The sequence below is a fragment of the Orrella sp. JC864 genome, from assembly GCF_037026685.1.
In the GTDB taxonomy this organism is placed as follows: domain Bacteria; phylum Pseudomonadota; class Gammaproteobacteria; order Burkholderiales; family Burkholderiaceae_B; genus Orrella.
Genome location: NZ_JBANET010000009.1, coordinates 1 through 23,373 on the forward strand (window position 1 = coordinate 1; position 23,373 = coordinate 23,373).

Below are 23,373 nucleotides of genomic sequence, written 5' to 3' on the forward strand. Positions count from 1 at the left end.
CAACTCGCAACTCGCAACTCGCAGCCCCATCCCACAGCCCCATCCCACAGCCCCATCCCACAGCCCCATCCCACAGCCCGCAACTCACAGCTCGCAACTTGCTGCTTGCTGCATGAGGCAAGAAAAAAACGGCGGCGTGTCCGGTATCACTGCGCATCCAGCTCGACTATGCACGGCTTGCCGCCACGACAATGCACCCTCCTTTGGAAAGCAACGGGGCTGGGCTGCGTTCTGGCCGCACCCTGATCTAGGCTGCGACACAGGCCCACCCAGGATGCCGACCGTTGCTGCAGCCGGCTCGCACTATGCCGCAAAATCGACAGCACTGGCAGGTTCGGAAAAAAGCACGGAAGGCGGCGCCACGCAATGTAGGAAGGCGTCGCGGGCGCCGAGCATGCCATCTGCTGGACCCATGCGTCACAGAGCCAGGCCACCAGCAATGGGCTACCGGTCAAGCTGCAGGCTGGGTCATCAAGAAAGAGTGTGGGCGCTCAGAAAGGCAGCAGGCCACCAGCATGCATCCGACTTCCTTGCCTGGCCAGTCGCCCGAGAAAGCCGCGTTTACCCGCCAACGGCCTTGTCCGATCCTCGACAACGCAGGCGCGGATATGCCCCGCCAGCACGACGGAACGCCAGGCATCCACCCTCTCCTTGTTGGCAGATCTATGCTTCGATCCCTGTCATAAGGCGGCAGTTATCCACAGAAACGCCGGAGCGAAAGAAGCCGCGATATTGCAGGGCAAAAAGGGGATGGGACCAGCCTCGGGCACAAGACATTCCCGGTACTTATCCACAGCGGCGAAGGCGCAGCTCCAACCCCCGGGGGCGCCGTGCCTGACCGGCTCCTAGGGCGCGCATGGCAGGATGCGGGAATAAACGACGACAAGACCATGGCGGGCGCGATGCCCGACTGCCCAAGGCCTTGAGCGGCCGTGTTGCAATATGGCCGGGACTGTCTACGATCACCGGCGCCGCGCCTGCGGCCCGGGTCCGGCGCAAAACTCGCAACTTATTGATATATAAAGGAAAATCACCCAATGACGCCCAAATGCACAACGCCCCCTTGGCCTGCTTCAGGCAAGGGGGCGGCAACCGGCCGCGGCGCGGCCGGAAAAGGCGGCAGGTTGCTTACAAAGGACGAATGTCCTCGGCCTGCGGGCCCTTGGGGCCGTCCTTGACTTCGAATTCGACCGCCTGGCCTTCGTTCAGGCTGCGGTAGCCGCGGCCCTGGATGGCCGAGAAGTGCGCGAACACGTCGGTGCCGCCGGCATCAGGCGTGATGAAGCCGAAACCCTTTTCGGCGTTGAACCATTTGACTTTGCCCGTTTGAGCCATGATGTGAAACGTCCCTATAGAAACAGTGGATGCAATGAACCAAGGCCGCTGATTCCTACTGGACTGCGCTTGCCCGGGGGAGAAGGCACCTTCCGGGCAGTACGGGACAAACAGACGGGACTGGCACACAGCTTGATTACTGCGAAAGCAGCATACCGAGCGCCGACAAAATAATCCAATCAGCGTTTACCCGTATGTGGCTTTCATGACGACTGGCTTTGCCAGGCACGGGGTTCAAGATGCCGATTTGCGCCGCGACAGATAGACGTACAGCGGCCCGGTCACCATCACGACAAATACCATCCGCGTGACGTGAAAGGCGGTGACCACGGGCACGCCCAGCTGCAGCACCTTGGCGGTGATGGCCATCTCGGCGATGCCGCCGGGCGTGGTGCCCAGCACCAGGGTGGGCAGGGGCACCGGCGAAAAGAACGACAGGGCCCAGGCCAGCGCAAGGGCCACACCCAGCGAGAGCAAGGTGTAGAGCATCACGACGGCAAGAAAGCGCGGCGCGGTCCGGAAAAAACCCGGCCGGTAGCGGTCGCCCAGCGACCAGCCTACCAGCAGCTGGCCGGCGTTCAGGAAGGCGGGCGGCAGGGCCGAGAGCTCGATGCCCTGGGCCGTCAGCGCCAGCGCACACAGCAAGGGCCCCATGACCCAGGGACTGGGCCAGCGGCGCCAGGCGAACAAGGCCGCTGCCAGGCAGGTCAGCGCCACCAGCCAAGCCAGGCCCGGATAATGCACGCGCCCCGGCCCGGGCACGGTGGGATCCAGCCCGGCGATGCCGCTCCACTGGAAGGCGAAGGGCACGATGAGCACGACCATCAGCACGCGCAGGCTGTGGGCGGTGGCCACGCGTTCGATACGCGCCCCATAACGTTCGGCTAGCGAGGCCATTTCGCTGGCGCCGCCGATGGCCGAGGCGAACCAGGCCGTCTGGAAATCCTGCCCGCCCAGGCGCTGCAGCAGCCAGCTTCCCAGGCAGCACAGCAGCAGCGCCAGCAGCATGCCGGCCACGATGGCGCCGGCGTTCTCGCCAATGTGCCCGACCACCTGCGGCGTGAAATACAGGCCCAGCGACGTACCGATGACCCATTGGCCCGCATTGCGCAGCGGGGCGGCGCAGGCCGTGCGCACGCCGGCGATGCGGGTGGCCGCGGTGGCCAGCAAGGCGCCCAGCATCCACGGCAGCGGCAGCTTCAGCCACAAGGCGAGCTGGGCGCCGGCCAGGGCAACGAGAAAACCACCGATCAACCGAACTGCCATATCATTTTGCGCTGGCCAGGCGCCCGGGCCGCCCTGCACAGGCAGCCGCGCCGCCGGAGCAGGCAAAGCGGGCGCACAAAGTGCGTATTATCCATGACGCCGCCCGGCAAACGACAACCCCAAGCAGAACGAAGCGCCCCTTATGATCGAATCGAAGCTGCCCGACGTGGGCACCACCATCTTCACGGTAATGAGCCGCCTGGCCGCCGAGACCGGCGCGATCAACCTGGGGCAAGGCTTTCCGGATTTCAACGCGGATCCGGCGCTGCTGGATCTGGTGACGCGCGCCATGGCGCAAGGGCACAACCAGTATCCGTACATGCCGGGCGTCGCCCTGCTGCGCAATGCCATCGCCGCCAAGGTGCATACCGAATACGGCGCCGACTACGACCCCGAGACGCAAATCACCGTGACCAGCGGCGCCACCGAGGCCCTGATGGCTTCGGTGCTGTGCTCGGTCAACCCCGGCGACGAGGTCATCGTGATCGAGCCCTGCTATGACTCGTACCTGCCGGCGATCCGGCTGGCCGGCGCAACGCCGGTTACCGTGCCCATGCGCGCGCCGCAGCCCGACGATCCCTGCTACCGCATCGACTGGCAGCGCGTGCGCGATGCGGTCACCCCGCGCACGCGGCTGTTGATGATCAATTCGCCGCACAATCCCACCGGCGCGGTGCTGACGCACCAGGACCTGGATGCGCTGGAAGCCGTGGTCCACGACACGCGCATCCTGATCGTCTCGGACGAGGTCTACGAACACATCGTCTTCGACGACCAGCCGCACCTGAGCGTGGCCAGCCGCCCCCTGCTGGCCGAACGCGCCTTCGTGATCTCGTCCTTCGGCAAGACCTACCATACGACGGGCTGGAAGATCGGCTATTGCTGCGCGCCGCCGGCACTGTCGGCCGAACTGCGCAAGGTGCACCAGTTCATGGTGTTCACCGTGTCCTCGCCCATGCAGCACGCGCTGGCCGCCTACATGGCCGACCCCGCCACGTACCGCCAGCTGCCCGCCTTCTACCAGGCCAAGCGCGACCAATTGGCCGCAGGCCTTGCCAGCACGCGCTTCAAGCCGCTGCCCAGCCCCGGCACCTTCTTCATGCTGGCCGACTACAGCGACATCTCGGATGCGCCCGAGGCGGAATTCTCGCGCTGGCTGACCTTGAAGCACGGGGTGGCGGTCATCCCGGTATCGGCCTTCTATCGGCAGCCCGACGCGCCGGCATCCAATCACAGGCTGGTGCGCTTTTGCTTTGCCAAGAAGGCCGAAACGCTGGGTCAGGCCATCGACCGGCTGCAGGCGGTGTAAGAAAAAAAGGCCGGCACGCAAACTGCGCGTACCGGCCCCGGCGGCAAAAACCTTGGCTTACCGGCCCGACGCGTCCGTTGCGCGAGCGGCGCGCCGGCGGGCCAGGTAACGTAAGAACATGGGCAACACCACCACTGCGACGGCGGCCACCCAAAGGCCCTTGGTGACGCTGCTCTCGAACAGGATGCCCAGCTCGCCATTGGTGATGGACAGCGCGCGGCGCAGGTTCTGCTCCATCATCGTGCCCAGCACCACGCCCAGGATCAGGGGCGCCATGGGCACGTTGAGCTTGCGCAGGAAATAGCCCAGCACGCCGATGATCGCCACCAGCACCAGGTCGAACGTGGTCGCGTTGATGGCGTACACGCCCACGAAGCTGATGGCCAGCACGCCCGGCACCAGCAGCCACGAGGGTATCGACAGCATCGAAGCGAAGACCCGCACCATGGGCACGTTCATGACGAACAGCATGACGTTGGCCACCACCAGCGAGGCGATCAGACCCCACACCAGCCCCGGCTGGTTCTCGAACAGCGCCGGCCCGGGCGTGATGTTGTAGAGCGTCAGCGCGCCCATCATCACCGCGGTGGTGCCCGAGCCGGGCACGCCCAGCGTCAGCATGGGAATGAACGAGCCGGTGGCCGCGCTGTTGTTGGCCGCCTCCGGCGCGGCCAGGCCGCGCATGTCGCCGCGGCCGAACTTGGCCTCGGGATCCTTGCCCTCGACCAGGCGCTTCTCGTTGGCGTAGGCCACCGCCGAGGCCACGCTGGCGCCCGCGCCGGGCAGGATGCCGATGAAAAAGCCCATGACGCTGCTGCGCACGGTGGTCCAGCTGGTCAGCTTCAGTTCGCGCCAATTGAACAGCTTGCGGCCGCTGACCGGCACGTCGATGGAGTGCCCGGACAGCTTTTTCTCCAGCATCTGCAGCATCTCGCCGACGGCGAACAGGCCGATCACCACCACCACGAAATCGATGCCGTCGGCCAGGTGCGGCAGGTCGAAGGCATAGCGATAGACGCCCGAGTTGGCGTCCACGCCCACGGTGGAGATGGCCAGCCCGATCATGGCCGCCAGCACGCCCTTGACGGGCTGCTCGCCCAGCAGGCTGGTCAGGGCGCAGAAGGCAAAGACCATCAGCACGAAGTATTCGGCCGGGCCGAAGGCCAGGGCCCAGCCGGCCAGCATGGGCGCGAGCAGGATGATGCCCAGCGTGGCGACCAGCGAACCGATGAACGAAGCCCAGGCCGACAGCGACAAGGCCACGCTGGCCAGGCCCTGGCGCGCCAGCGGGTAGCCGTCCAGCGTGGTCATCACGGCGGCGGCTTCGCCCGGCACGTTGATCAGGATGGAGGTGATGCGCCCGCCGTATTCGGCGCCGACGTAGACGGCGGCCAGCAGGATCAGCGCGGTCTCGGGCGGCAGGTTCATCGCGAAGGCGATGGGCACCAGCATGGCGACCCCGTTGATGGGGCCCAGGCCGGGCAGCACGCCGACGATGGTGCCAAAGAACGAGCCGATGGCCGCCACCAGCAGGTTGGTCGGCGTGAAGGCCACGCCAAAGCCCAGGGCAAGCGTATCGAGGATGCCGTTCATAGCAGCGCTCCGAGCAGGCCGGTGGGCAGCACGACGTCCAGCAGCCGGTCGAACAACAGGAAAAAGCCCACGCCCATGGCCACGCCGCCGATGGCGCTCTTGAGCCAGCTGCCGCCGAACAGGCGGCCCACCAGCACGGTCATGAGCGCGGTGGCGATGACAAAGCCCAGCCACTGGAACAGCAGGGCATAGCCGGCCACGATGGCCACCATCAGCGAGATGCGGGTGTTGGCGCCCGCGGGGTTGGGCTGGGCCGGATTGCCGCCCTTGAGCACCAGGCGCAGGCCGCACAAGGCGATGATGGCGGCCACCAGCAGGGGAAAGGCGCGCGGCCCGACCGGTTCGTAGGCGAACGGCGCCTGCAGGTCGTAGCCGTGCCAGGTCAGGAACGCGGCCAGCACCAGCGCGGCCACGCCCAGGGTTCTATCGTTCAGTGCCATGGCACCCTCACAGACTCGATGAAACGCAATGGCAGGCGCTGTGCGCCTGCCTGCGCGCGCCGGCCAGGGAAGGCGGCCGGACGCGCGCCGGCGGGCCGCCGCAGCGGCCCGCCAGGACCGGAACGCGGCTTATTTCTTGATCAGGCCGAAGGCATCGGCCTGCTTGGCGTATTCCTGTACGCGCTGCTTGACGTAGGCGTCCAGCTCGTCGCCGACCAGGTTGAAGGGGAACAGGCCCTGCTGCGCCTGCAGCTTGGCGAAGCCCGGATCGGCCATGGTCTTCTTGAAGGCCTCCACCCACCATTGGTAGTCGGCGTCCGACACCTTGGGGCCGACATAGTAGCCGCGGATGATGGGCCATTCGATGTCGTAGCCCTGTTCGGCCGCGGTGGGTACGTCGGCCAGGCGGCCGGGCAGGCGCTCCTTGTTGTAGACCGCCAGCACGCGGATGGGTGCGCCGCCTTCGAGCATCTGCATGGCCTCGGCCGCATCGCCCATGTAGGCCTGGATATGGCCGCCGCGCAGCGCGGTGATGGCCTCGCCGCCGCCTTCGAAAGCCACGAAGCGCATCTTCTTGAAGTCCACGCCGGCGGCCTGGGCCGTCAGCGCGGCCTTCATCCAGTCCTGGCTGCCGACTGAGCCGCCCGCGCCCAGCACGATCTTGGTGGGATCCTGCTTGAGCGCGGACATCAGGCTGGGCAGGTCCTTGTAGGGAGAATCCTCGCGCACCACGGCCACGCCGTAGTCGGTGCCCACGGCGGCCAGCCAGCGCACGTCATCGACGTTGTAGCGGCCGAACTTGCCCTGGGCCAGGTTCAGCAACGAGCCGCCCGAGAAGGCGACGATGGTGCCGGCTTCGGCGGGACGCTGGGCCACGATGTTGTTGTAGGCCACCGCGCCGATGCCGCCGGGCATGTACACGATGCGCAGCGGCGCCTGCAGCGCGCCCGAGGCCTTGAGCGAAGTCTGGGCCAGGCGGCAGGTCAGGTCGAAGCCGCCGCCGGGCTGCGCGGGAGCCACGCATTCGGGGCGGGGCGGCTCGGCCAGGGCGGCCGGCGCGCAAGCGATCGCCGCGCCAGCCAGGGCGGTGCGGCCCAGCAGGCCGCGGATGGAAAAGGAAGGGATGAGGCGCATTGCACGGTCTCCTTGGCGTTGTTGTCGTTGGCCCGGCCCGCCGGCAGGCGGGTGGGCCGAGGCGAACACCTTACGCAAGCCTACCTTTCCGGACCCTTTCAATCCCGGGCTTTTTGACTGTTCTCAGGGATAACCCCAGGATGGTCGGAGCGCCGCCTTGGCAGGCCCGGACACGCCGGGCGGGCGCCGCGCCGCCCGGCGCGGTCAGGCCGCAGGAAATATCCACAGGACATGCAATCCAGCTCCGCCGGCCGCCGGCTGCAAGCGCAGCCGGGCATGGTGCAGGTCGGAAATCGCCCGCACGATGGCCAGTCCCAGGCCCGCGCCCAGGCGCTTCTTGCCAGCCTCGCCACGGCGAAAACGCACGCCCGCCTGGGCGATGTCGCGCGCCGACATGCCCGGTCCGCTGTCGATGACCTCGACCAGGCAGCCCTGCGGACCGCCGCTTACGCGCAGCGTCACGGTGCCGCCCTCGGGGCTGTAGCGGATGGCGTTATCCACAAGGTTGCTCAAAGCCTCGCGCAGCAGCCATTCGACCCCGTGGATCCGGCAGGGGCCCTCTTCGGCCTCCAGGCCATAGTCCAGCCGCTTGGCGCGGGCCGCCGGCAACAGGGTGCGCAGCACGGCCTGGCCCAGTTCGGCCATGTCCACGGTCTCGAACGCCAGCTCGTGGCGCATGACGCCGGCATCGCGCGCCCGCGCCAGCGAGAGCATCTGGTTGGTCATGCGCTCGGCCCGGTCCAGGCCTTCGTCCATGGCCGCGAGCGCGGCGCGCATCTGCGCCGGGTCGGTCTCGCGCAAGGCATAGCCCACCTGCATGCGCAGCACCGACAGGGGTGTGCGCAGCTGGTGCGAGGCGTCGTCCAGGAACTGGCGCTGGGCCTGCGACTGGGCGGCATGGCGCTCGACATGGCGGTTCAGCGCCTGGACCATGGGCTGCACTTCCAGCGGCAGCTCGCCGGCCTCGATGGGCCGCAGGTCATCGGCGCTGCGCTCTTCCAGTTCGTCGCGCAGCCGTCCCAGGGGGCGCAGGGCGATGAACACGCCAACGACCAGCAGCAGCACGGCGATGGCGATGACCAGCAGATCCCGTTCGATCGCGCGCCGCAGCACGGCGTTCAGGAACACCTGCCGGGTCTGCATGCTTTCGGCCACCTGCACCACCAGGCGGCCGTGGTCGCCGGCCAGCGGCGGGTCCATCTCGCGCATCAGGGTCGCTACCCGCACGGGCTGGCCCTGGTATTGCGCCTCGTAGAACACCGGTTCGCCCGAGCGCGGCCGCGGGTCGGGCAGGGGCAGGCCCGGGCTGCCGATCTCGGCCAGGCCGTCCTCGGTCGCCACGCGGTAGTAGACGGTGCCGTTGGCGGTCAGCTCGAAGAATTCGAGCATGAGGTAGGGCTGCTCCATCGACAAACCGCCGCTGGCCGTGGAGATGTTCAGGTCGATGGCGCGCAGGGCCCCGGCCAGCGACCGGTCGTAGGCCGCATCGACCTGCTCCTTGAGCAGGCGGTTGGAAAACCACAAGGCGCCGATCATGACCGCCAGCAGCGGGGGAATGAGCCACCAGAGCAGCGTGGCCTTCAGGCTGCGGTGCCTTGCGCTAGGCCTGCCGGAGGTCGCCATGCGCCACCTGTTCCAGGCAATAGCCCATGCCGCGCAGCGTCACCAGCTGCACGTCGGTGCCCGCCAGCTTCTTGCGCAGGCGGTGCACCAGGACCTCGACCGCTTCCTGGTTGACTTCCTTGTCATCGGGAAAGACCCGTTCGAGCACCTGCTGCTTGCTGACCGGCTCGCCGCTTTTCTGGATGAAGACCCGCAAGGCGGAATGTTCGCGCGGGGAAAGCGCCAGGGCCGTGCCGTGGATGGTAAAGCGCTGGCTGGCCGTATCGAGCACCAGGCTGCCGCAGCTCAGGCGCGGGTGCTCGCGGCCGCGGCTGCGCCGCACCAGCGCCACCAGGCGGGCCTCGACTTCCTCGACCCGGAAGGGCTTGGGCAGGAAATCATCGGCGCCCAGGTGCAAGGTATCCACCCGGTTGGCCAGGGAATCGCGCGCGGTCAGCACCAGCACCGGGGTGCGGTCGTCGCGGGCACGCATCTTGCCCAGCAAGGTTTGGCCGTCCATGCCGGGCAAACCCAGGTCGAGAATGACGGCATCGAATTCCTCGACCCGCAGCCGCCGTTCGGCCAGCAGGCCGTCGTCGGCCCATTCCACCACGTAGCCGGCCTGTCGGGCCAGCGCCAGCGAAAGCCATCGGGCAAGTTCGGGTTCGTCTTCGATCAGCAGGATGCGCATCGCAAAGTTGTAGCAGAAAGCGGCGGCCAGGGCTGGATGGGCGCAGCAAGGGTTCTATTAATAAGTTCTCTATACAACTGATGGTAGATAAGATGGCCTGTGGATAAGTCGAACAGGCTGTAAACCTGGTGGGATATCAAGCGCTTGCAACATCTTTTGGCTTGTGCGCAAGGTCTGTCCGGCAACCAGGGACAAAGTTGGACAATTTTCGCAGACTGGCCTGCAAGAGGTGCTTGTCCAGATCGGCTGCACACATTTTCAACATCCGTGCGCCATAGACGATATCCACAGGCATGCGCCGCGCCGGCCCCCCGGGCATGGCGCCGCGATGGCCGCCGCCCGCCGGCTCGACAGGCCCTACGGGGCCGCCAGGCCGCCTGCAGCCGGCCGCAGTCCCAGGGGATGTAAAAAATTCAAAAAACGCGTGGCGAGGCTGTAAAGGCGCCTGGCCCCCGTTTGCAACGGCGGATGGGCTGCTTGTTCGGCACTGGCCGGACGTTGCGACATGCCGTATTGGTGCCATCGTGCTTGTCACGTCGGTGCCGCCACCGTCTTTCGGCAATCCCAGGGCGTGCGGAGCGCGGCGGGCTGCCAGGCGCAGCCGCCCGCGGGCTGCGCCGCCTGGCGTTTGTCCTTTCTTTTTTTCTTTATATAGAGACTACTGATGGATAAGGCTTGTGGATAAGTCGAACAAGTCCGGTTTCTGTCACGGTGACCGGCACTTGCGGCGGTTTTTGGCTGTTGAGCAGGTCTGTGCCGGCTTGCGCACGATTGTGGAGCGTTTTGCCGAACCCGTGGGGCGGGCGGATTTCGCCCTCGGGGCTCCACAGCTTGTGCACAAGCGTGCTGCCAGGGGCTGTCCACAGGGGGCGGCTGGCCTTGTGCTTGTCCCCTTTTTTGGCGCGGTATGCTGCTCGCCACGTCCATCCGCTATTTGCCATGCCGCTTGCCTCGCCCGCCGCCTTCGATCCGGCGCTGGCCCAGTTCCTGGCCAGCCATCGCCGGCTGTTCGTGCTGACCGGCGCGGGTGTGAGCACGGATTCGGGCATTCCCGACTACCGCGACGCCGACGGCCAGTGGAAGCGCTCGCCGCCCATGACCTTGCAGGTTTTCCTGGGCAGCGAACTGGCCAGGGCCAGGTATTGGGCCCGCAGCATGGTGGGCTGGCGCCGTTTCGGCAGCGTCCAGCCCAATGCCGCGCACCGCGCCCTGGCACGGCTGGAGGCCCTGGGGCGGATCCGCCTGCTGGTGACGCAGAACGTCGATGGCCTGCACCAGGCGGCGGGCAGCCGTCAGGTGGTGGATCTGCATGGCCGGCTGGACCAGGTGCGCTGCCTGCATTGCGATTACCGCGAGCCGCGCGCCGCGCTGCAGGCGCGGCTGCTGGCGCGCAATCCCGGCTGGGCGGCGCTGGACGCGCAGGATGCGCCCGATGGCGACGCCGATCTGCAAGGACAGGACTTCTCGGCCTTCTCGGTGCCGGCCTGTCCGGCTTGCGGCGGGGTGCTCAAGCCGGACGTGGTTTTTTTCGGCGAAGCGGTGCCGCCCGAGCGCGGCGCGCAGGTGCGCCAGGCGCTGGCCGAATCGGACGCCATGCTGGTGCTGGGGTCTTCCCTGATGGTGCATTCGGGCTATCGCCATGCGCAGGCCGCCGCGGCCGCCGGCCTGCCCATCGCCGCGGTCAACCTGGGCCGCACGCGCGCCGACGCCCTGCTCAGCCTGAAGCTCGTGCAGCCCTGCGCCCAGGCGCTTGAATTTCTGTTGCATGATCCTTTGCCGTATAGTCTGGCTCCTTGAACGTATCTTGCTAACATCGGCTTGAGGACGCTCGCGCGCTACGCCATTCCTACATGAACGACCGCTACGCAGTACTGCACCAATACCTTCTGCCCAAGAAGGCGCTGACCGCCCTGGCCGGGCGGCTGGCCCACTGGCAGGGCGGGCGCTGGACCTCGCTGATGGTGCGCAACTTCGTGCGCCGCTATGGCGTGGACATGAGCGAGGCGCTGGATCCGGACATCAAGAGCTATCCGTCCTTCAACGCCTTCTTCACGCGCGGGCTGCGCCCGGGCGCGCGGCCGGTGGCGCCGGCCGAGATCGTCAGTCCCGTGGACGGGGCGGTCAGCCAGCTGGGCCGCATCGACAAGGACCAGATCTTCCAGGCCAAGGGCCGCAGCTATTCGGCCACCGCGCTGCTGGGCGGCGATCCGGAACTGGCCGCGCATTTCCAGGACGGCCTGTTCGCCACGCTGTACCTGAGCCCGCGCGACTACCATCGCGTCCACATGCCCTGCGATGGCAGGCTGCGCCGCATGATCCACGTGCCGGGCGAGCTGTTCTCGGTCAATCCGGTCACCGCGCGCGGGGTGGACCGGCTGTTTGCCCGCAACGAGCGCGTGGTGTGCGTCTTCGATTCCGAGCAGGGCGTGTTCGCCATGGTGCTGGTGGGTGCGACCATCGTGGGCAGCATCGCCACGGCCTGGCACGGCATCGTCAATACCGCGCGCACGGGGCAGCTCAAGGAGTGGACCTACCACGAGCAGGACGTGGTCCTGGCCAAGGGCGAGGAAATGGGCCGCTTCCTGCTGGGCTCGACCGTCGTGCTGCTGTTTCCCAAGAACCGTTGCCACCTGAACCCGGATTGGGCGCCCGAGCGCGTCATCCGCCAGGGCGAGGCGATGGCTTCGCGCTACGACGCGCTGATGCGCTAGCAAGGCCATGAACCTGGAGCTGTTCGGCGCGCAGGACGGTGCGCGCGTGGCCCTGGGTCCCGAATCGGTGGTGCTGCGCGGCCTGGCCCTGCCCCATGTGCCGGCCCTGCTGCCCGAGATCGCACGCATCACGGCGCAATCGCCCTGGCGGCAGATGCACACGCCGGGCGGCTTCGTCATGTCGGCGGCCCTGAGCAATTGCGGCGCGCTGGGCTGGACTTCCGACCGGCGCGGCTATCGCTACAGCGCCGTCGATCCGCAAACGGGCCTGCCCTGGCCGGCCATGCCGGCCGTGTTCCTGGCGCTGGCGCGCGAGGTGGCCGAGGCGGCGGGTTTTCCGGGTTTCACGCCCGACGCCTGCCTGATCAACCGCTACGGCCCGCAGGCCCGGATGTCCCTGCACCAGGACCGCAACGAACGCGACCTGTGCGCGCCGGTGGTGTCGGTGTCGCTGGGCATGAGCGCGGTGTTCCTGTTCGGCGGCCTGCAACGCGGCGACAAGGCGGCGCGCATCGTGCTGGATCACGGCGACGTGGCGGTCTGGGGCGGGCGCGACAGGCTGCGCTTTCACGGCGTCATGGCGCCGCGCGGGCCGGCGCATCCGCTGCTGGGCGAGCAGCGCATCAACTTCACGTTCCGCAAGGCGGGCTAGGAATTCGCCCGCAAGCTCCGGGGTGCGGCGTGCCGGGTTCGCCGCTATCGTAGCTCCATGCAGCCAAGTTCTGCTGGAGACCCTACGCCATGGACACTGCCGTCTTGATTCCCGCCGATTCCTGCAGCCAGCGCGACCAGGCGCGCTGGCAGGCCGTGCTGGCGCGCCATGCCCCGCCGGGCGATCCCTTCGTCTACGCGGTGCGCACCACCGGCGTGTACTGCCGGCCGGGCGCCGGCGCGCGCCTGCCCCGGCGCGAGAACGTGGTGTTCTTCGACACGCCCGGGGCGGCCGAAGCGGCGGGTTACCGCCCCAGCCGCCGGCTGGCCGCGCCGCCGCGCGCGCCCTGGGTCGAAGCGGCCTGCCGGCGCATCGAGGCCGCCGAGACCCTGCCTTCGTTGGCCGAGCTGGCCGCCGACAGCGGCTTGAGCCCCTACCATTTCCACCGCCTGTTCAAGGCCCAGACCGGCTTGACCCCCAGGGCCTACGCGCAGGCCCAGCGGGCGCGCCGGCTGCGCGAACGCCTGGGCCAGGCGCCGCGCGTGACCGACGCGGTGTACGAGGCCGGCTTCGGCGCGCCCAGCCGCTTCTATGAACAGGCCGCCGGCATGCTGGGCATGCCGGCGCGCGATTGGCGCGCGGGCGGGCGCAACGCGCGGATCCGCTTCGCCGTGGCGCAATGCTCGCTGGGCGCGCTGCTGGTGGCCCAAAGCCAGCAAGGCCTGTGCGCGGTGTCGCTGGGCGAGGATCCCGAGGCCTTGGTGCGGGACTTGCAGGACCGTTTTCCGCTGGCCGAGTTCACCGGGGGCGATGCGCAATTCGAACAACTGGTGGCGCAGGTGGTGGGCCTGGTCGAGGCGCCCGGGCTGGGGCTGGACCTGCCGCTGGACGTGCGCGGCACCGCCTTCCAGGAACGGGTCTGGCGCGCCCTGCGCGACATTGCGCCCGGCAGCACGGCCAGCTATGCCGAGATCGCCGAGCGCATCGGCGCGCCGCGCGCGGTGCGGGCGGTCGCGCAGGCCTGCGCGGCCAACCCGCTGGCGGTGCTGATCCCCTGCCACCGGGTGGTGCGGCGCGACGGCGACCTGTCGGGCTATCGATGGGGCGTGGCCCGCAAGCGGGAACTGCTGGCGCGCGAAGCCGGCTCGGCCGCCGCGAAGCAAAAGTGAAGCATCCGCCGGCCCGCCCGCGCGTGGGTATCAGCCGTAGCCGTAGGGATCGGGCGCCTGTCCCGTCAGCAGCCAGCTGCCCACGCCCTTCTGGCGGTAATCCAGGGGATCGTGCAGGGTGTGCACGCGCACGTTGCGCCAATAGCGGTCGAAGGCGTTGCGGCGCGTGGTCGCGCGCGCACCCATCAGCTCGAAGATGTCGGAGGTGATCTCCAGCGCCAGCCTGCCGGCGTGGATGCGCGCCGCGGCGATGGCGATGCTCAGTTCGCCGCGGGCTTCGGCGGTCAGGCCGTCGCCGGCCAGCCAGGCCTGCTGGAACTGCGCCAGGGCATCGTCGGCCAGCGCGATGGCCGAGCGCAGCTTGACCCATAGCCCGCCCGCGCGCAGCTGGGCATAGGCGTCCTGGTGCGCGTGTTCCACGCCGGACATCGCCCAGGGACGCACGTGCTCGCGCAGGTAGGCCACGGCGTCGTCCAGGGCGCCCTGGGCGTTGCCGAGGTAGATCTCGGTCAGCACCAGCTGGCCGATCAGGTTGCGCAGCGTGGCGCGCACCGAGCCGGCGGGCCCGGGCGGGCCGAGCACCTCGTCGTGGCGCACCAGCACTTTGTCGAAGGTCACCGAACCGCTATCGGTCTGGCGCTGCCCCATGTTGTCCCAGTCGTCGTTGACCTGCACGCCGGGGCGCGTGGTGGGCACGACCGCGTACAGGCGTTCGTGCGGCTGCTCGCCCAGCGCCACCGAGACGTTGAGCACGTCCGAGTCGCGCGCGCCGGAACAGAAGGCCTTGATGCCGTCCAGGATATAGCCGTCCCCGGTGGGCCAGACCCGTAGCCGCGCATCGCGCGCGTTGACGGCGTTGCCCCAGAACCAGCGTTGCGCCACCGTCTCCTGCAGGTAGTGCTGCTGCTGTTGCGGCGAGCCGAACAGCAGGACGCTGGCGACCTGCAGGTGCTGGAAGCCGAACAGGTGGGCCAGCGAACTGTCGGCCTGCGCGAAGCGCCGCACGATGCGCAGGATCAGCGGCCAATCGGCTTGCAGGCCGCCGTGCGCGCGCGGCACGGCCAGGGCCAGCAGGCCGCTGTCGCGCAGCAGGCGGCGTTCGGCCAAGGCGGTGCCGCCGGCCTGGTCGCGCTCGGCGGCGGTGGCGGCCAGCTGCGCGGCGATGTCCCCCACCAGTTCGGTGTACAGGCCGAATTCGGCCGGGAACAGCTCCTTGGGGTGCGAAGGCGGTTTCATGCGGATCCCGCCCTAGCGCTGCATGCCCCAGCGGCGCACCGTCGCGCGTTCAAGCGCGTTGAACAGCACGCCTTCGACGAACAGGCCGATCAGGATGACCATGGCCAGGCCGGCGAAAACGCGGTCGGTGTACAGCTCGTTGCGGTTCTGGAAGATGTACCAGCCCAGGCCGCCCTGGCCCGAGGACGCGCCGAACACCAGCTCGGCGGCGATCAGCGTGCGCCAGGCGAAGGCCCAGCCTATCTTCAGCCCCGACAGGATGGATGGCAGCGCGGCCGGCACCAGGATGTGCCGCACGTAGCGCAAGCCCGTCAGGCCGTAGTTGCGCCCGGCCATGCGCAGGGTCTCGGGCACGCCCTGGAAGCCCGCGTAGGTGTTCAGGGCCATGGGCCAGAGCACCGAGTGCACCAGCACGAACACCAGGCTGCCGCGCCCCAGCCCGAACCACAGCAGCGCCAGCGGCAGCAGGGCGATGGCCGGCAGCGGGTTGAACATGGCGGTCAGCGTGCCCAGCAGGTCGCGGCCCAGCTGGGTGGAGACGGCCAGCGTGGTCAGTACGAAGGCGGCCGCGATGCCGCCGGCATAGCCCTGCAGCAGCACCACCAGCGAGAGCCATACCTTCTGGATCAGTTCGCCGCTGGCCAGGCCTTCGGCCAGCGCCGCGGCGGTGGCCAAAAAGGTGGGAAACAGCAGGTCGTTGTCCTGCCAGCGCGCCAGCGCCTCCCAAAGCAGCGCCAGCACCGCCAGCAGCAGCGTCTTGCGCAGCCAGCCGGCCTGCCACAGGCGCTTGTGCAGCGCCAGCGTGCGCGCCAGCGGCACGTCGGTCAGGGGTTCGAGCCTGCGTTCGTATTCGGGACGCACGGGCGGCGCCAGCGCGGGACGGGCGGCGGCAGGTGAGGTCATGCGGATTCCTTGGTGAAAAGACGCGGCGCGCGGCGGCGCATCATGCGATGCGGCGCACCGAGTCGGGCTGGGCCGGCGCATCGGCGGGGGGCGCCGGCTCGAACAGCAGCCGGTGGATGCGCTGGGCGGCCTGCTGGAAGTCGGCGCCGCCCGTGCTGTGCAGATCCCAGGCATGGCTGTTGAGCTCGGCGCGCATGCGGCCCGGATGCGGCGAAAGAATGCCGATGCGGCTGCCCACCACCAGCGCCTCCTCGATCGAATGCGTGACGAACACCAGCGTAAAGCGCGTCTGGTCCCATAGCGACAGCAGTTCCTCCTGCATGCGCCGGCGCGTGAGCGCGTCCAGCGCGGCGAAGGGCTCGTCCATGAGCAGCACGCGCGGCTGCATGGCCAGGGCCCGCGCGATGGCCACGCGCTGCTTCATGCCGCCGGACAGCGTGTGCGGATACGCGTCGGCGAACTTGGCCAGGCCGACCTTGGCCAGTATGTCGTGCGCGCGCGCCAGCGCCTCGTCGCGCCTGGCCCGGCGCGAGGCGAGCAGGGGAAAGACCACGTTCTGCACCACCGTCTTCCAGGGCGGCAGCTGGTCGAACTCCTGGAACACGACCACGCGGTCCGGGCCGGGGCCGTGCACGGGCCGGCCATCGAGGCGGATCTGTCCTTCGGAGGGCTCGATGAATCCGGCGATGGCCTTGAGCAGCGTCGACTTGCCGCAGCCCGAGGCCCCCAGCAGCACATAGCGCTCGGCGGCATGCACGTCGAAACCGACGCGGTGGGTGGCGCGCACCACGCGCTGGGCGCTGCGGTAGTCGATGCTGACCGCATCGACGGCCAGCAGGGGCGGCTCGTGCGCGGGCAGGCTGCTCAGGCTTGCCATGTTCAGCTTCCTTGCAAGGCGTGCGCGGGCTCGAAGAAGTAATCCTTCCACGAAGCGGCCTGGTTCTTGAGCACACCGATCTTGTGCAGCTCGGTGGCATAGACCTCGGTGCGGTGCGGGGTGATGGTGAAGTCGTTCTCCGGATCGTCCAGGATCTGGCGCACGAACTCCGGCGCCAGCCGCGACTTCTGCTGGCGGATGAAGACTTCCGCCGCTTCGGCCTTGTGGTCGCGGATCCATTGCGCGGCCTCGGCCAGCGCATCGAAGAAGGCCTTGTAGGTCTTGGGATTGGACTCGTGGAACCTGCGCGTGGTGTAGAGCACGTTGAAGGTCGCCGGCCCGCCCAGGATGTCGTAGGAGCTGATCAGCTTGCGCACGTTGGGGTTGGCCTGCAGCGCCTGGTAGTAGAAGGGCGCGCTGGAGAAGTGCGTGTTGACCTCCAGGCCGCCGGAGATCAGCGCGGCGGTGGCGTCCGGATGCGGCAGGCTGACCGAGATCTTGTCGAAGCGGTCGAAGTTGTCCTGGCCGTAGCGTTTGGCGGCTTCGATCTGCAGCGTGCGCGACTGGAAGCCCACGCCGGCGGCCGGCACGGCGATGCGGTCCTTGGCGCCCAGGTCATCGAGCGTCTTGACCGCGGGATTGTTGGTGATGAGGTAGTTGGGCAGCGAGCCCAGCGCCGCGATGCCCTTGACGTCCTGGCGGCCCCGTGTGCGGTCCCACAGGGTGAGCATGGGCGGCACCCCGGCCGAGACCACGTCCAGGTTGCCGGCCAGCAGCGCCTCGTTCATGGCGGTGGCGCCCGAGATGCTGGCCCAGTCCACCGCGATGTCCAGCCCGGCGGCCTTGCCGTGCTTTTCGATCAGCTGGTGCTCGCGCACCACGTCCAGGATCAGGTAGGCTATGCCGAACTGCTGCGCGATGCGGATGCGGCCTTCGGCATGGGCGGCGGCGGGGCCGGCCAGCAGGGCCAGGCCCGCGAGCAGGACGGGCAGGACGCGAGCGGCGCGGCGTGGGAAGGGCAAGGACATGATGCGGATTCCTGCGGGAAAAAAGGGTTGGAGGCAAGGGCCCGGGCGATACCGTCCCTGCCGGCCGCGCAGCGCGGGGCCGGTGTGCAGCAGGCGGGGACGGGCCCGGCTTCAGTAGGGCTTGTCGCCCTCGATGGTGGTGCGGTGCAGCTTGCGGCGCATGTGGTCCGGACAGCCCGTGGCCAGGTGCATGACCGAACGGTTATCCCAGAACACCATGTCGCCGGGGCGCCACTGGTGGCGGTACAGGTGCTCGGGCTTGACGCTGTGGGCGTAAAGTTCCTGCAGCAGTGCCTGGCTTTCGTCCTCGGGCAGGCCGACGATGCGCGTGGTGAAGTGTTCGCTGACGAACAGCGCCTTGCGCCCGCTTTCGGGATGGGTGCGCACCACCGGGTGCACGGCGGGTACGACCTCGGCCAGCTGCTTTTCGCTGAGCTTGGGACGCCAGGGGCTGCGCGCGCGCAGCGCCTCGTACTTGGCCAGGTAGGAGTGCTCGGCCTGCAGGCCTTGGACACGGCGCTTGAGCGGCTCGGGCAGCGTGTCCCAGGCCAGGTGCATGTTGGCGAACAGGGTATCGCCGCCTTCCTCGGGCAGCTCCTGCGCATAGAGCATGGAGCCCAGGCTGGGGATCTCCTTGTACGACAGGTCCGAGTGCCAGTAGTGGCCCGCATCGCCCAGGCCGATGGGCTGGCCGTTTTCCTTGATGTTGGAGACGATCAGGATCTCGGGATGGCCGGGCAGGTGGAACTGGTGCAGCACGTGGATCTGCAGCGGGCCGAAGCGGCGGCTGAACGCGATCTGCTGGGCCGGCGTGATGTCCAGGTCGCGGAACACCAGCACGTGGTGGTCCAGGTGGGCGCGATGGATGGCCGCAAAGGCTTGCTGCGGCAGGGGGTTCGCCAGGTCCAGGCCGAATACCTCGGCGCCCAGCGGCCCGTCCAGGGGCACGATCGACAGCGCGCCGGCGGCGGCCTGGACAGGAGAATCGGATCGAAGGGCAAGCGGCATGGGGAAAAGCCTTCCTCGGCAGACAGAGGGTCGCGCCGGCCGGCCATATGCGGGCCGGGAGCGGGTGGGCTTTTCATTCTAGGCAATGCGTTATTTGACGCAAAAGACTAAAAGGCAATGTCGTCAATGCCGCCAGATATATGTGCGAAGGCGCCCCGTGGCTATTGCGCCTGGATGCCGGCGACCCGGGTCCATTGCGCCCAGCGCTCGATGTCCTCATGGATGAACGATACGAAGGCATCGCCCGACATGGATTGCACGGTCAGGCCGCGTCCGGACAGCGCCTGCGCGACCTGGGGGTCGGCGCCGGCCTGCTCCACCAGTTCGGCCATCTTCGCCACGATGGGCGCGGGCGTGCCGCGCGGCGCGGCCAGCCCGAACCAGCCCTGGACCAGGAAGCCGGGCACCGTGCGCGCGACCGGGGCCACCTCGGGCAGGGAGGCGATGGGTTGGGCGGTGGTCACGGCGATGGGCCGCAAGCGATCGTTCTGCAAGGCCGGCGCGGCCGACAGCGTATCGACGAAGACAAAATCGAGCTGCCCGCCGATCAGGTCGGTCAGGATCTGCGTCACGCTTTTGTACGAGGCGCCCACGTACTGCAGGTCCATGCGGGCGCGCAGCAGTTCGGGCGGCACCTGCGAGGACGAGCTGTAGTAGCCGTAGCTGAGCTTGCCCGGGTGGGCGCGCGCATGCGCGATGAAGGCCGGCAGGTCCGGATACGGGCTGTCGTTGCGCACCACCAGTACCGAGCCGAAGGTGCCGAACATGCCGACCTGCTCGAAGTCCTTGACCGGGTCGTAGCGCAGGTTCTTGTAAAGGCTGACGTTGGCGGCGTGGGTGGAATTGGTCGATATCAGGAAGGTGTAGCCGTCCGGTGCGGCCGATTGCACGGCCAGCGTGCCGACGATGCCTCCCGCGCCGGCGCGGTTCTCGACCGTGACGACCGTGCCGGGCATCTTCCTGGCGATGAAATTGGCGAAGGTGCGGCCCACGAAGTCGGCCGCGCCGCCGGCCGTCGAAGGCACGACGACGGTGATGGGCCGGTCGGGCCACTGCTGCGCGGCCAGCGCGGGCGTGGCGGCCAGCGGCAGGATAAGCGCCAGGCGCAGCAAGGCGCGGCGTGACCAGGAAGCGGGGGATGGGGTCATGGTTGTCTCCTTGGGTTCTTGTGAAAGCGCCGCGTTCAGGCGGAGGATGCGCACCGCACGCGCGCCAGGAAAGCCTGCAGCGCCTGCCGGTAGGCGGCCGGATCGTCGACCATGGGCGTGTGTCCGCCCGGCAGCAGCGCCAGTTGCGCGCCGGCGATGCCCTGCGCCAGGGCCTGGGCATCGTCGATGCGGCGGCGGTGATCGTCGCGGCCATGGGCGATCAAGACAGGCATGCGGATGGCGGGCAGGTGGCTGCCCAGGTCGGTGGCGCGCAGGCCGAGCACGGCCTGCAGCAAGGCCTGGCGCGGCAGCGCCGCGAGATAGTCCGTCAGCGCATGCCATAGCGCCGCGGGCGGCGGGTGCAGGAAGCAGCCGCGCAGGAAGTCCTGCTGCGCGGCGGCGTCCCAGCGCGTGCGGATCCGTTCGGGCAGGCCGGGGTCGCCGTGCGCGCGGCTGTGCACGCCGGTGTTGCTGATGATCAAGGCATCGATGCGCCCGGGCAGGTGCGCGGCCGCCAGCGCGGCGATGGCGCCGCCGGCCGAATGGCCGGCCAGGTAGGTCGGGCCGCCGCGCGCCGCCAGGGCCTGCGCCAGCCGCGCGGCCACGCTGGCCGGGTCGTGCGGGCCGGGGCCGGCGCACCAGTCCAGCGCCTGCACGGCCACGCCATCGAGCTGCAGCGCATCGAAGATGCGCGGGCTGCATCCGCAGCCGGGCAAGGCGATAAGCAGGGGGCCTGGATGGCCGATGGCCGGCGTCAGTTCGTCGATTCGGGTCATGCGGCGATGCTAGCGGCAGCCGCGCCCATGATTCAAACGAATTAAGATCATTCAACGATAACTTCCGGATATCGACCATGCCGCAGCCAGACCTGCCCCTGAGCCAGTTGCGCTATTTCCTGCTGGTGGCCGAACACGGCAGCTTCAAGCTGGCGGCCGAAAAAGCCTTCCGTTCGCAGCCGGCCCTGTCCAAGTCCATCGCCGCCCTGGAGCGCAAGCTCGGCGCCTTGCTCTTCGAACCCTCGGACCGTACCGTGCTCACGCCGTTCGGGCGCGCCTGCCTGCCCTATGCGCGCGAAATGCTGCAGCGCCAGGAACGCACCTTCGATACGCTGTCGGCGATGGCGCGCAAGGAGATGGGCGTGCTCAGCGTGGCGGCCATCGGCGCCGTGGCGGCCAACTGGATGCCCGAACTGGTGCGCGGCTACGCCCGCGACTATGGCGGCGTGTCGGTGCGCGCGCGGGACGACAATTCGGAAAACGTCGAACGGCTGGTGCTGGCCGGCGAAGTGGATTTCGGCGTGGCCAGCCGGATCTCGCATCACCCGCAGCTGAGCTTCGAGCCGCTGCTGCGCGATGATTTCGGCCTGGTGTGCAGCCGGCGCCACCGGCTGGCGCGCCAGCCGAGCCTGCGCTGGCCGCAGCTGGCCGGCCTGCCCTTGCTGGGCACCACCGCCCATCGCCAGCTGGCGGGCACGCCCCAGGCGCGTTACCTGGAGCAGCCCGATATGCACGTCTCGACCATGCTTACGCTGCTGTCCATGCTTTGCGCCGATGCCGGCGTGACCGTGCTGGCGCGCCTGGCCATCCCGGCGATGGCCGCGGACAAGCTGGCATTCGTGCCCCTGCATGGTCCGCGCCGCTATCGCACCATCGGCATCGTCAGCCGCGCTGGCCAAAGCCTCAGCCCGGCGGCCGAGGAAATGAAAAACCGGCTGGCGGCCTACGCCGCGCGATACCGCGCGTAGGCCCTCAGCCGGCGGGCGAAGCCGCCCTGGCCGCGCTTGCGGTGCCAGGGCGAATGCGCCGCTCAGACGGCCATGATGGACACCGCCTTGGTGTTCAGGTAGGCCTCGACCGCCTCGGGGCCGCCTTCCGAACCGTAGCCCGAATCCTTCACCCCGCCAAAGGGCAGCTCGGGCGTGGGCGCGGCAGGCTGGTTGACCCAAAGCATGCCGACCTCGATGCGGCGCGCCAGCAGGTGCGCGTTCTTGATCGAGCGCGTGTAGGCGTAGCCGGCCAGGCCATAGGGCAGGCGGTTGGATTCGGCAATGGCGTCCTCCAGGTCGTCGAAGCCGCGGATGGCGGCCACCGGCCCGAAGGGTTCCTCGTTGAAGATCTGGGCTTCCTGCGGGACGTCGGCCAGCACCGTGGGCGAGAAGAAGTTGCCCGGCTGCTCGAGCGCCGAACCGCCGGTGGCCACCTTGGCGCCTTTTTGCACGGCATCGTCGATGAACTTCTTGATGGCCGAGACGCGCCGGTCGTTGGCCAGCGGGCCCAGCGTGGTGCCGTCCTGCAGGCCGTCGCCCAGCTTCAGGCCCTGGGCATGGCGCACCAGCGCCTCGGTGAATTCTTCGCGCACGCTGTTGTGCACCAGGAAACGGGTGGGCGAGATGCAGACCTGGCCGGCGTTGCGGAACTTGGCCCCGCCGGTGGCCTTGACCGCCAGCGCGACGTCGGCGTCATCGGCCACGATGACCGGCGCGTGGCCGCCCAGCTCCATGGTGACGCGCTTCATGTGCTTGCCGGCCAGCGCGGCCAGCTGCTTGCCCACCGCGGTCGAACCGGTGAAGGTGATCTTGCGGATGACCGGATGCGGGATCAGGTAGCTGGAGATCTCGGCCGGATCGCCGTACACCAGGCCGATCACGCCGGGCGGGATGCCGGCGTCCAGGAAGGCCTGCAGCAGCGCGGCCGGCGAGGCGGGGGTTTCTTCGGGAGCCTTGACCAGGAAGGAGCAGCCGGCGGTCAGGGCCGCGCCCAGCTTGCGCACGATCTGGTTGACGGGGAAGTTCCAGGGCGTGAAGGCCGCCACCGGGCCGACCGGCTCTTTCAGGGCGATCTGCTGGGCATCGAGGTTGCGCGAGGGAATGATGCGGCCGTAGACGCGGCGGCCCTCGTCGGCGAACCATTCGAGGATGTCGGAGGCGGCGGCCACTTCCATGCGCGATTCGGTCAGCGGCTTGCCTTGCTCCTGGGTGAGCAGCGAGGCGATGTGGTCGCGGCGCTCGCGCACCAGCGCGGCGGCGCGGCGCATGATGGCCTGGCGCTCGTGGGCGGGGGTATCGCGCCAGATCTCGAAGCCCTTCTGGGCCGCGGCCAGCGCGCGGTCGAGGTCTTGCGTGCCGGCATGGGCGACCTTGCCGATCACTTTGCCGGTGGCCGGGTTGACGACGTCGATGGTCTTGCCGCTGGCGGCGCCGACCCATTCGCCGTTGATGAGCAATTGGGTATCGGAATAGGAAGCTGTCATGACTTGCCTTTGTTATGCGTGG

Annotated in this window: 21 protein-coding genes; 6 read left to right on the forward strand and 15 right to left on the reverse strand. The window is 68.6% G+C overall.

The features are described from left to right. Nucleotides 1-1,128: 1,128 nt before the first annotated feature. Together V8Z80_RS10185 and V8Z80_RS10190 are read right to left on the reverse strand one after the other, a co-directional pair. The gene (locus V8Z80_RS10185) at nucleotides 1,129-1,335 is read right to left on the reverse strand and encodes a cold-shock protein (protein ID WP_067758460.1); all 207 of its coding nucleotides are present in this window, start codon (nucleotides 1,333-1,335) and stop codon (nucleotides 1,129-1,131) included. Nucleotides 1,336-1,569: 234 nt separating this feature from the next. Then, a complete protein-coding gene (locus V8Z80_RS10190; RefSeq protein WP_336061934.1) occupies nucleotides 1,570-2,601 on the reverse strand; it encodes an AbrB family transcriptional regulator in 1,032 nt (343 codons plus the stop codon). Nucleotides 2,602-2,743: 142 nt separating this feature from the next. Between V8Z80_RS10190 and V8Z80_RS10195 the strand changes: the two genes are divergently transcribed. Next, a complete protein-coding gene (locus V8Z80_RS10195) occupies nucleotides 2,744-3,910 on the forward strand; it encodes a pyridoxal phosphate-dependent aminotransferase (protein WP_336061935.1) in 1,167 nt (388 codons plus the stop codon). Between the two features lie 57 nt (nucleotides 3,911-3,967). On the opposite strand, the gene V8Z80_RS10200 is transcribed toward V8Z80_RS10195, so the two are convergent. The 5 genes from V8Z80_RS10200 to V8Z80_RS10220 all read right to left on the reverse strand — a co-directional run bounded on the left by V8Z80_RS10200 (nucleotide 3,968) and on the right by V8Z80_RS10220 (nucleotide 9,370). After that, a complete protein-coding gene (locus tag V8Z80_RS10200) occupies nucleotides 3,968-5,503 on the reverse strand; it encodes a tripartite tricarboxylate transporter permease (RefSeq protein ID WP_336061936.1) in 1,536 nt (511 codons plus the stop codon). Next, nucleotides 5,500-5,937, reverse strand: a complete 438-nt coding sequence (locus V8Z80_RS10205) for a tripartite tricarboxylate transporter TctB family protein (RefSeq protein WP_336062011.1) — start codon at nucleotides 5,935-5,937, stop codon at nucleotides 5,500-5,502. Before V8Z80_RS10205 ends, V8Z80_RS10200 begins: the two co-directional genes overlap by 4 nt. 135 nt (nucleotides 5,938-6,072) lie before the next feature. Continuing rightward, the gene (locus V8Z80_RS10210; protein ID WP_336061937.1) at nucleotides 6,073-7,077 is read right to left on the reverse strand and encodes a Bug family tripartite tricarboxylate transporter substrate binding protein; all 1,005 of its coding nucleotides are present in this window, start codon (nucleotides 7,075-7,077) and stop codon (nucleotides 6,073-6,075) included. A 204-nt stretch (nucleotides 7,078-7,281) separates the two neighbouring features. Next, nucleotides 7,282-8,700, reverse strand: a complete 1,419-nt coding sequence (locus V8Z80_RS10215; RefSeq protein WP_336061938.1) for a sensor histidine kinase — start codon at nucleotides 8,698-8,700, stop codon at nucleotides 7,282-7,284. Continuing rightward, complete coding sequence (locus tag V8Z80_RS10220) at nucleotides 8,678-9,370, reverse strand: response regulator (protein WP_336061939.1); 693 nt, start codon at nucleotides 9,368-9,370, stop codon at nucleotides 8,678-8,680. Before V8Z80_RS10220 ends, V8Z80_RS10215 begins: the two co-directional genes overlap by 23 nt. A 939-nt stretch (nucleotides 9,371-10,309) precedes the next feature. Between V8Z80_RS10220 and V8Z80_RS10225 the strand changes: the two genes are divergently transcribed. From V8Z80_RS10225 to ada, 4 genes are all read left to right on the forward strand, one after another. Continuing rightward, entirely contained in the window at nucleotides 10,310-11,167 is an 858-nt protein-coding gene (locus V8Z80_RS10225) for an NAD-dependent protein deacetylase (RefSeq protein ID WP_336061940.1), read from the forward strand. Between the two features lie 53 nt (nucleotides 11,168-11,220). Then, nucleotides 11,221-12,081 carry an archaetidylserine decarboxylase gene (asd, locus tag V8Z80_RS10230; protein WP_336061941.1) on the forward strand — a complete coding sequence of 287 codons (861 nt, stop codon included), beginning with the start codon at nucleotides 11,221-11,223 and terminating at the stop codon, nucleotides 12,079-12,081. 7 nt (nucleotides 12,082-12,088) lie between these two features. Continuing rightward, nucleotides 12,089-12,733: a DNA oxidative demethylase AlkB gene (gene alkB / locus V8Z80_RS10235; protein WP_336061942.1), complete on the forward strand. Its 645-nt coding sequence runs from the start codon at nucleotides 12,089-12,091 to the stop codon at nucleotides 12,731-12,733. An 89-nt stretch (nucleotides 12,734-12,822) separates the two neighbouring features. Further along, nucleotides 12,823-13,902: a bifunctional DNA-binding transcriptional regulator/O6-methylguanine-DNA methyltransferase Ada gene (gene ada / locus V8Z80_RS10240; protein ID WP_336061943.1), complete on the forward strand. Its 1,080-nt coding sequence runs from the start codon at nucleotides 12,823-12,825 to the stop codon at nucleotides 13,900-13,902. A gap of 30 nt (nucleotides 13,903-13,932) precedes the next feature. On the opposite strand, the gene V8Z80_RS10245 is transcribed toward ada, so the two are convergent. The 7 genes from V8Z80_RS10245 to V8Z80_RS10275 all read right to left on the reverse strand — a co-directional run bounded on the left by V8Z80_RS10245 (nucleotide 13,933) and on the right by V8Z80_RS10275 (nucleotide 20,878). Next, a complete protein-coding gene (locus V8Z80_RS10245; RefSeq protein ID WP_336061944.1) occupies nucleotides 13,933-15,138 on the reverse strand; it encodes an acyl-CoA dehydrogenase family protein in 1,206 nt (401 codons plus the stop codon). Between the two features lie 12 nt (nucleotides 15,139-15,150). Continuing rightward, nucleotides 15,151-16,041, reverse strand: a complete 891-nt coding sequence (locus V8Z80_RS10250) for an ABC transporter permease (RefSeq protein WP_336061945.1) — start codon at nucleotides 16,039-16,041, stop codon at nucleotides 15,151-15,153. Between the two features lie 40 nt (nucleotides 16,042-16,081). Then, a complete protein-coding gene (locus V8Z80_RS10255) occupies nucleotides 16,082-16,918 on the reverse strand; it encodes an ABC transporter ATP-binding protein (RefSeq protein WP_336061946.1) in 837 nt (278 codons plus the stop codon). A 2-nt stretch (nucleotides 16,919-16,920) separates the two neighbouring features. Further along, complete coding sequence (locus V8Z80_RS10260) at nucleotides 16,921-17,946, reverse strand: ABC transporter substrate-binding protein (protein ID WP_336061947.1); 1,026 nt, start codon at nucleotides 17,944-17,946, stop codon at nucleotides 16,921-16,923. Between the two features lie 111 nt (nucleotides 17,947-18,057). After that, nucleotides 18,058-18,954, reverse strand: a complete 897-nt coding sequence (locus V8Z80_RS10265; RefSeq protein ID WP_336061948.1) for a TauD/TfdA dioxygenase family protein — start codon at nucleotides 18,952-18,954, stop codon at nucleotides 18,058-18,060. 161 nt (nucleotides 18,955-19,115) lie between these two features. Beyond that, nucleotides 19,116-20,102, reverse strand: coding sequence for a Bug family tripartite tricarboxylate transporter substrate binding protein (locus V8Z80_RS10270; protein ID WP_336061949.1), 987 nt, complete (start codon nucleotides 20,100-20,102; stop codon nucleotides 19,116-19,118). Between the two features lie 35 nt (nucleotides 20,103-20,137). After that, nucleotides 20,138-20,878 carry an alpha/beta fold hydrolase gene (locus V8Z80_RS10275; RefSeq protein ID WP_336061950.1) on the reverse strand — a complete coding sequence of 247 codons (741 nt, stop codon included), beginning with the start codon at nucleotides 20,876-20,878 and terminating at the stop codon, nucleotides 20,138-20,140. A gap of 77 nt (nucleotides 20,879-20,955) precedes the next feature. Between V8Z80_RS10275 and V8Z80_RS10280 the strand changes: the two genes are divergently transcribed. Beyond that, a complete protein-coding gene (locus tag V8Z80_RS10280) occupies nucleotides 20,956-21,846 on the forward strand; it encodes a LysR family transcriptional regulator (RefSeq protein ID WP_336061951.1) in 891 nt (296 codons plus the stop codon). Nucleotides 21,847-21,908: 62 nt separating this feature from the next. On the opposite strand, the gene V8Z80_RS10285 is transcribed toward V8Z80_RS10280, so the two are convergent. Then, the gene (locus tag V8Z80_RS10285; RefSeq protein WP_155194456.1) at nucleotides 21,909-23,351 is read right to left on the reverse strand and encodes an NAD-dependent succinate-semialdehyde dehydrogenase; all 1,443 of its coding nucleotides are present in this window, start codon (nucleotides 23,349-23,351) and stop codon (nucleotides 21,909-21,911) included. Nucleotides 23,352-23,373 lie beyond the last annotated feature (22 nt).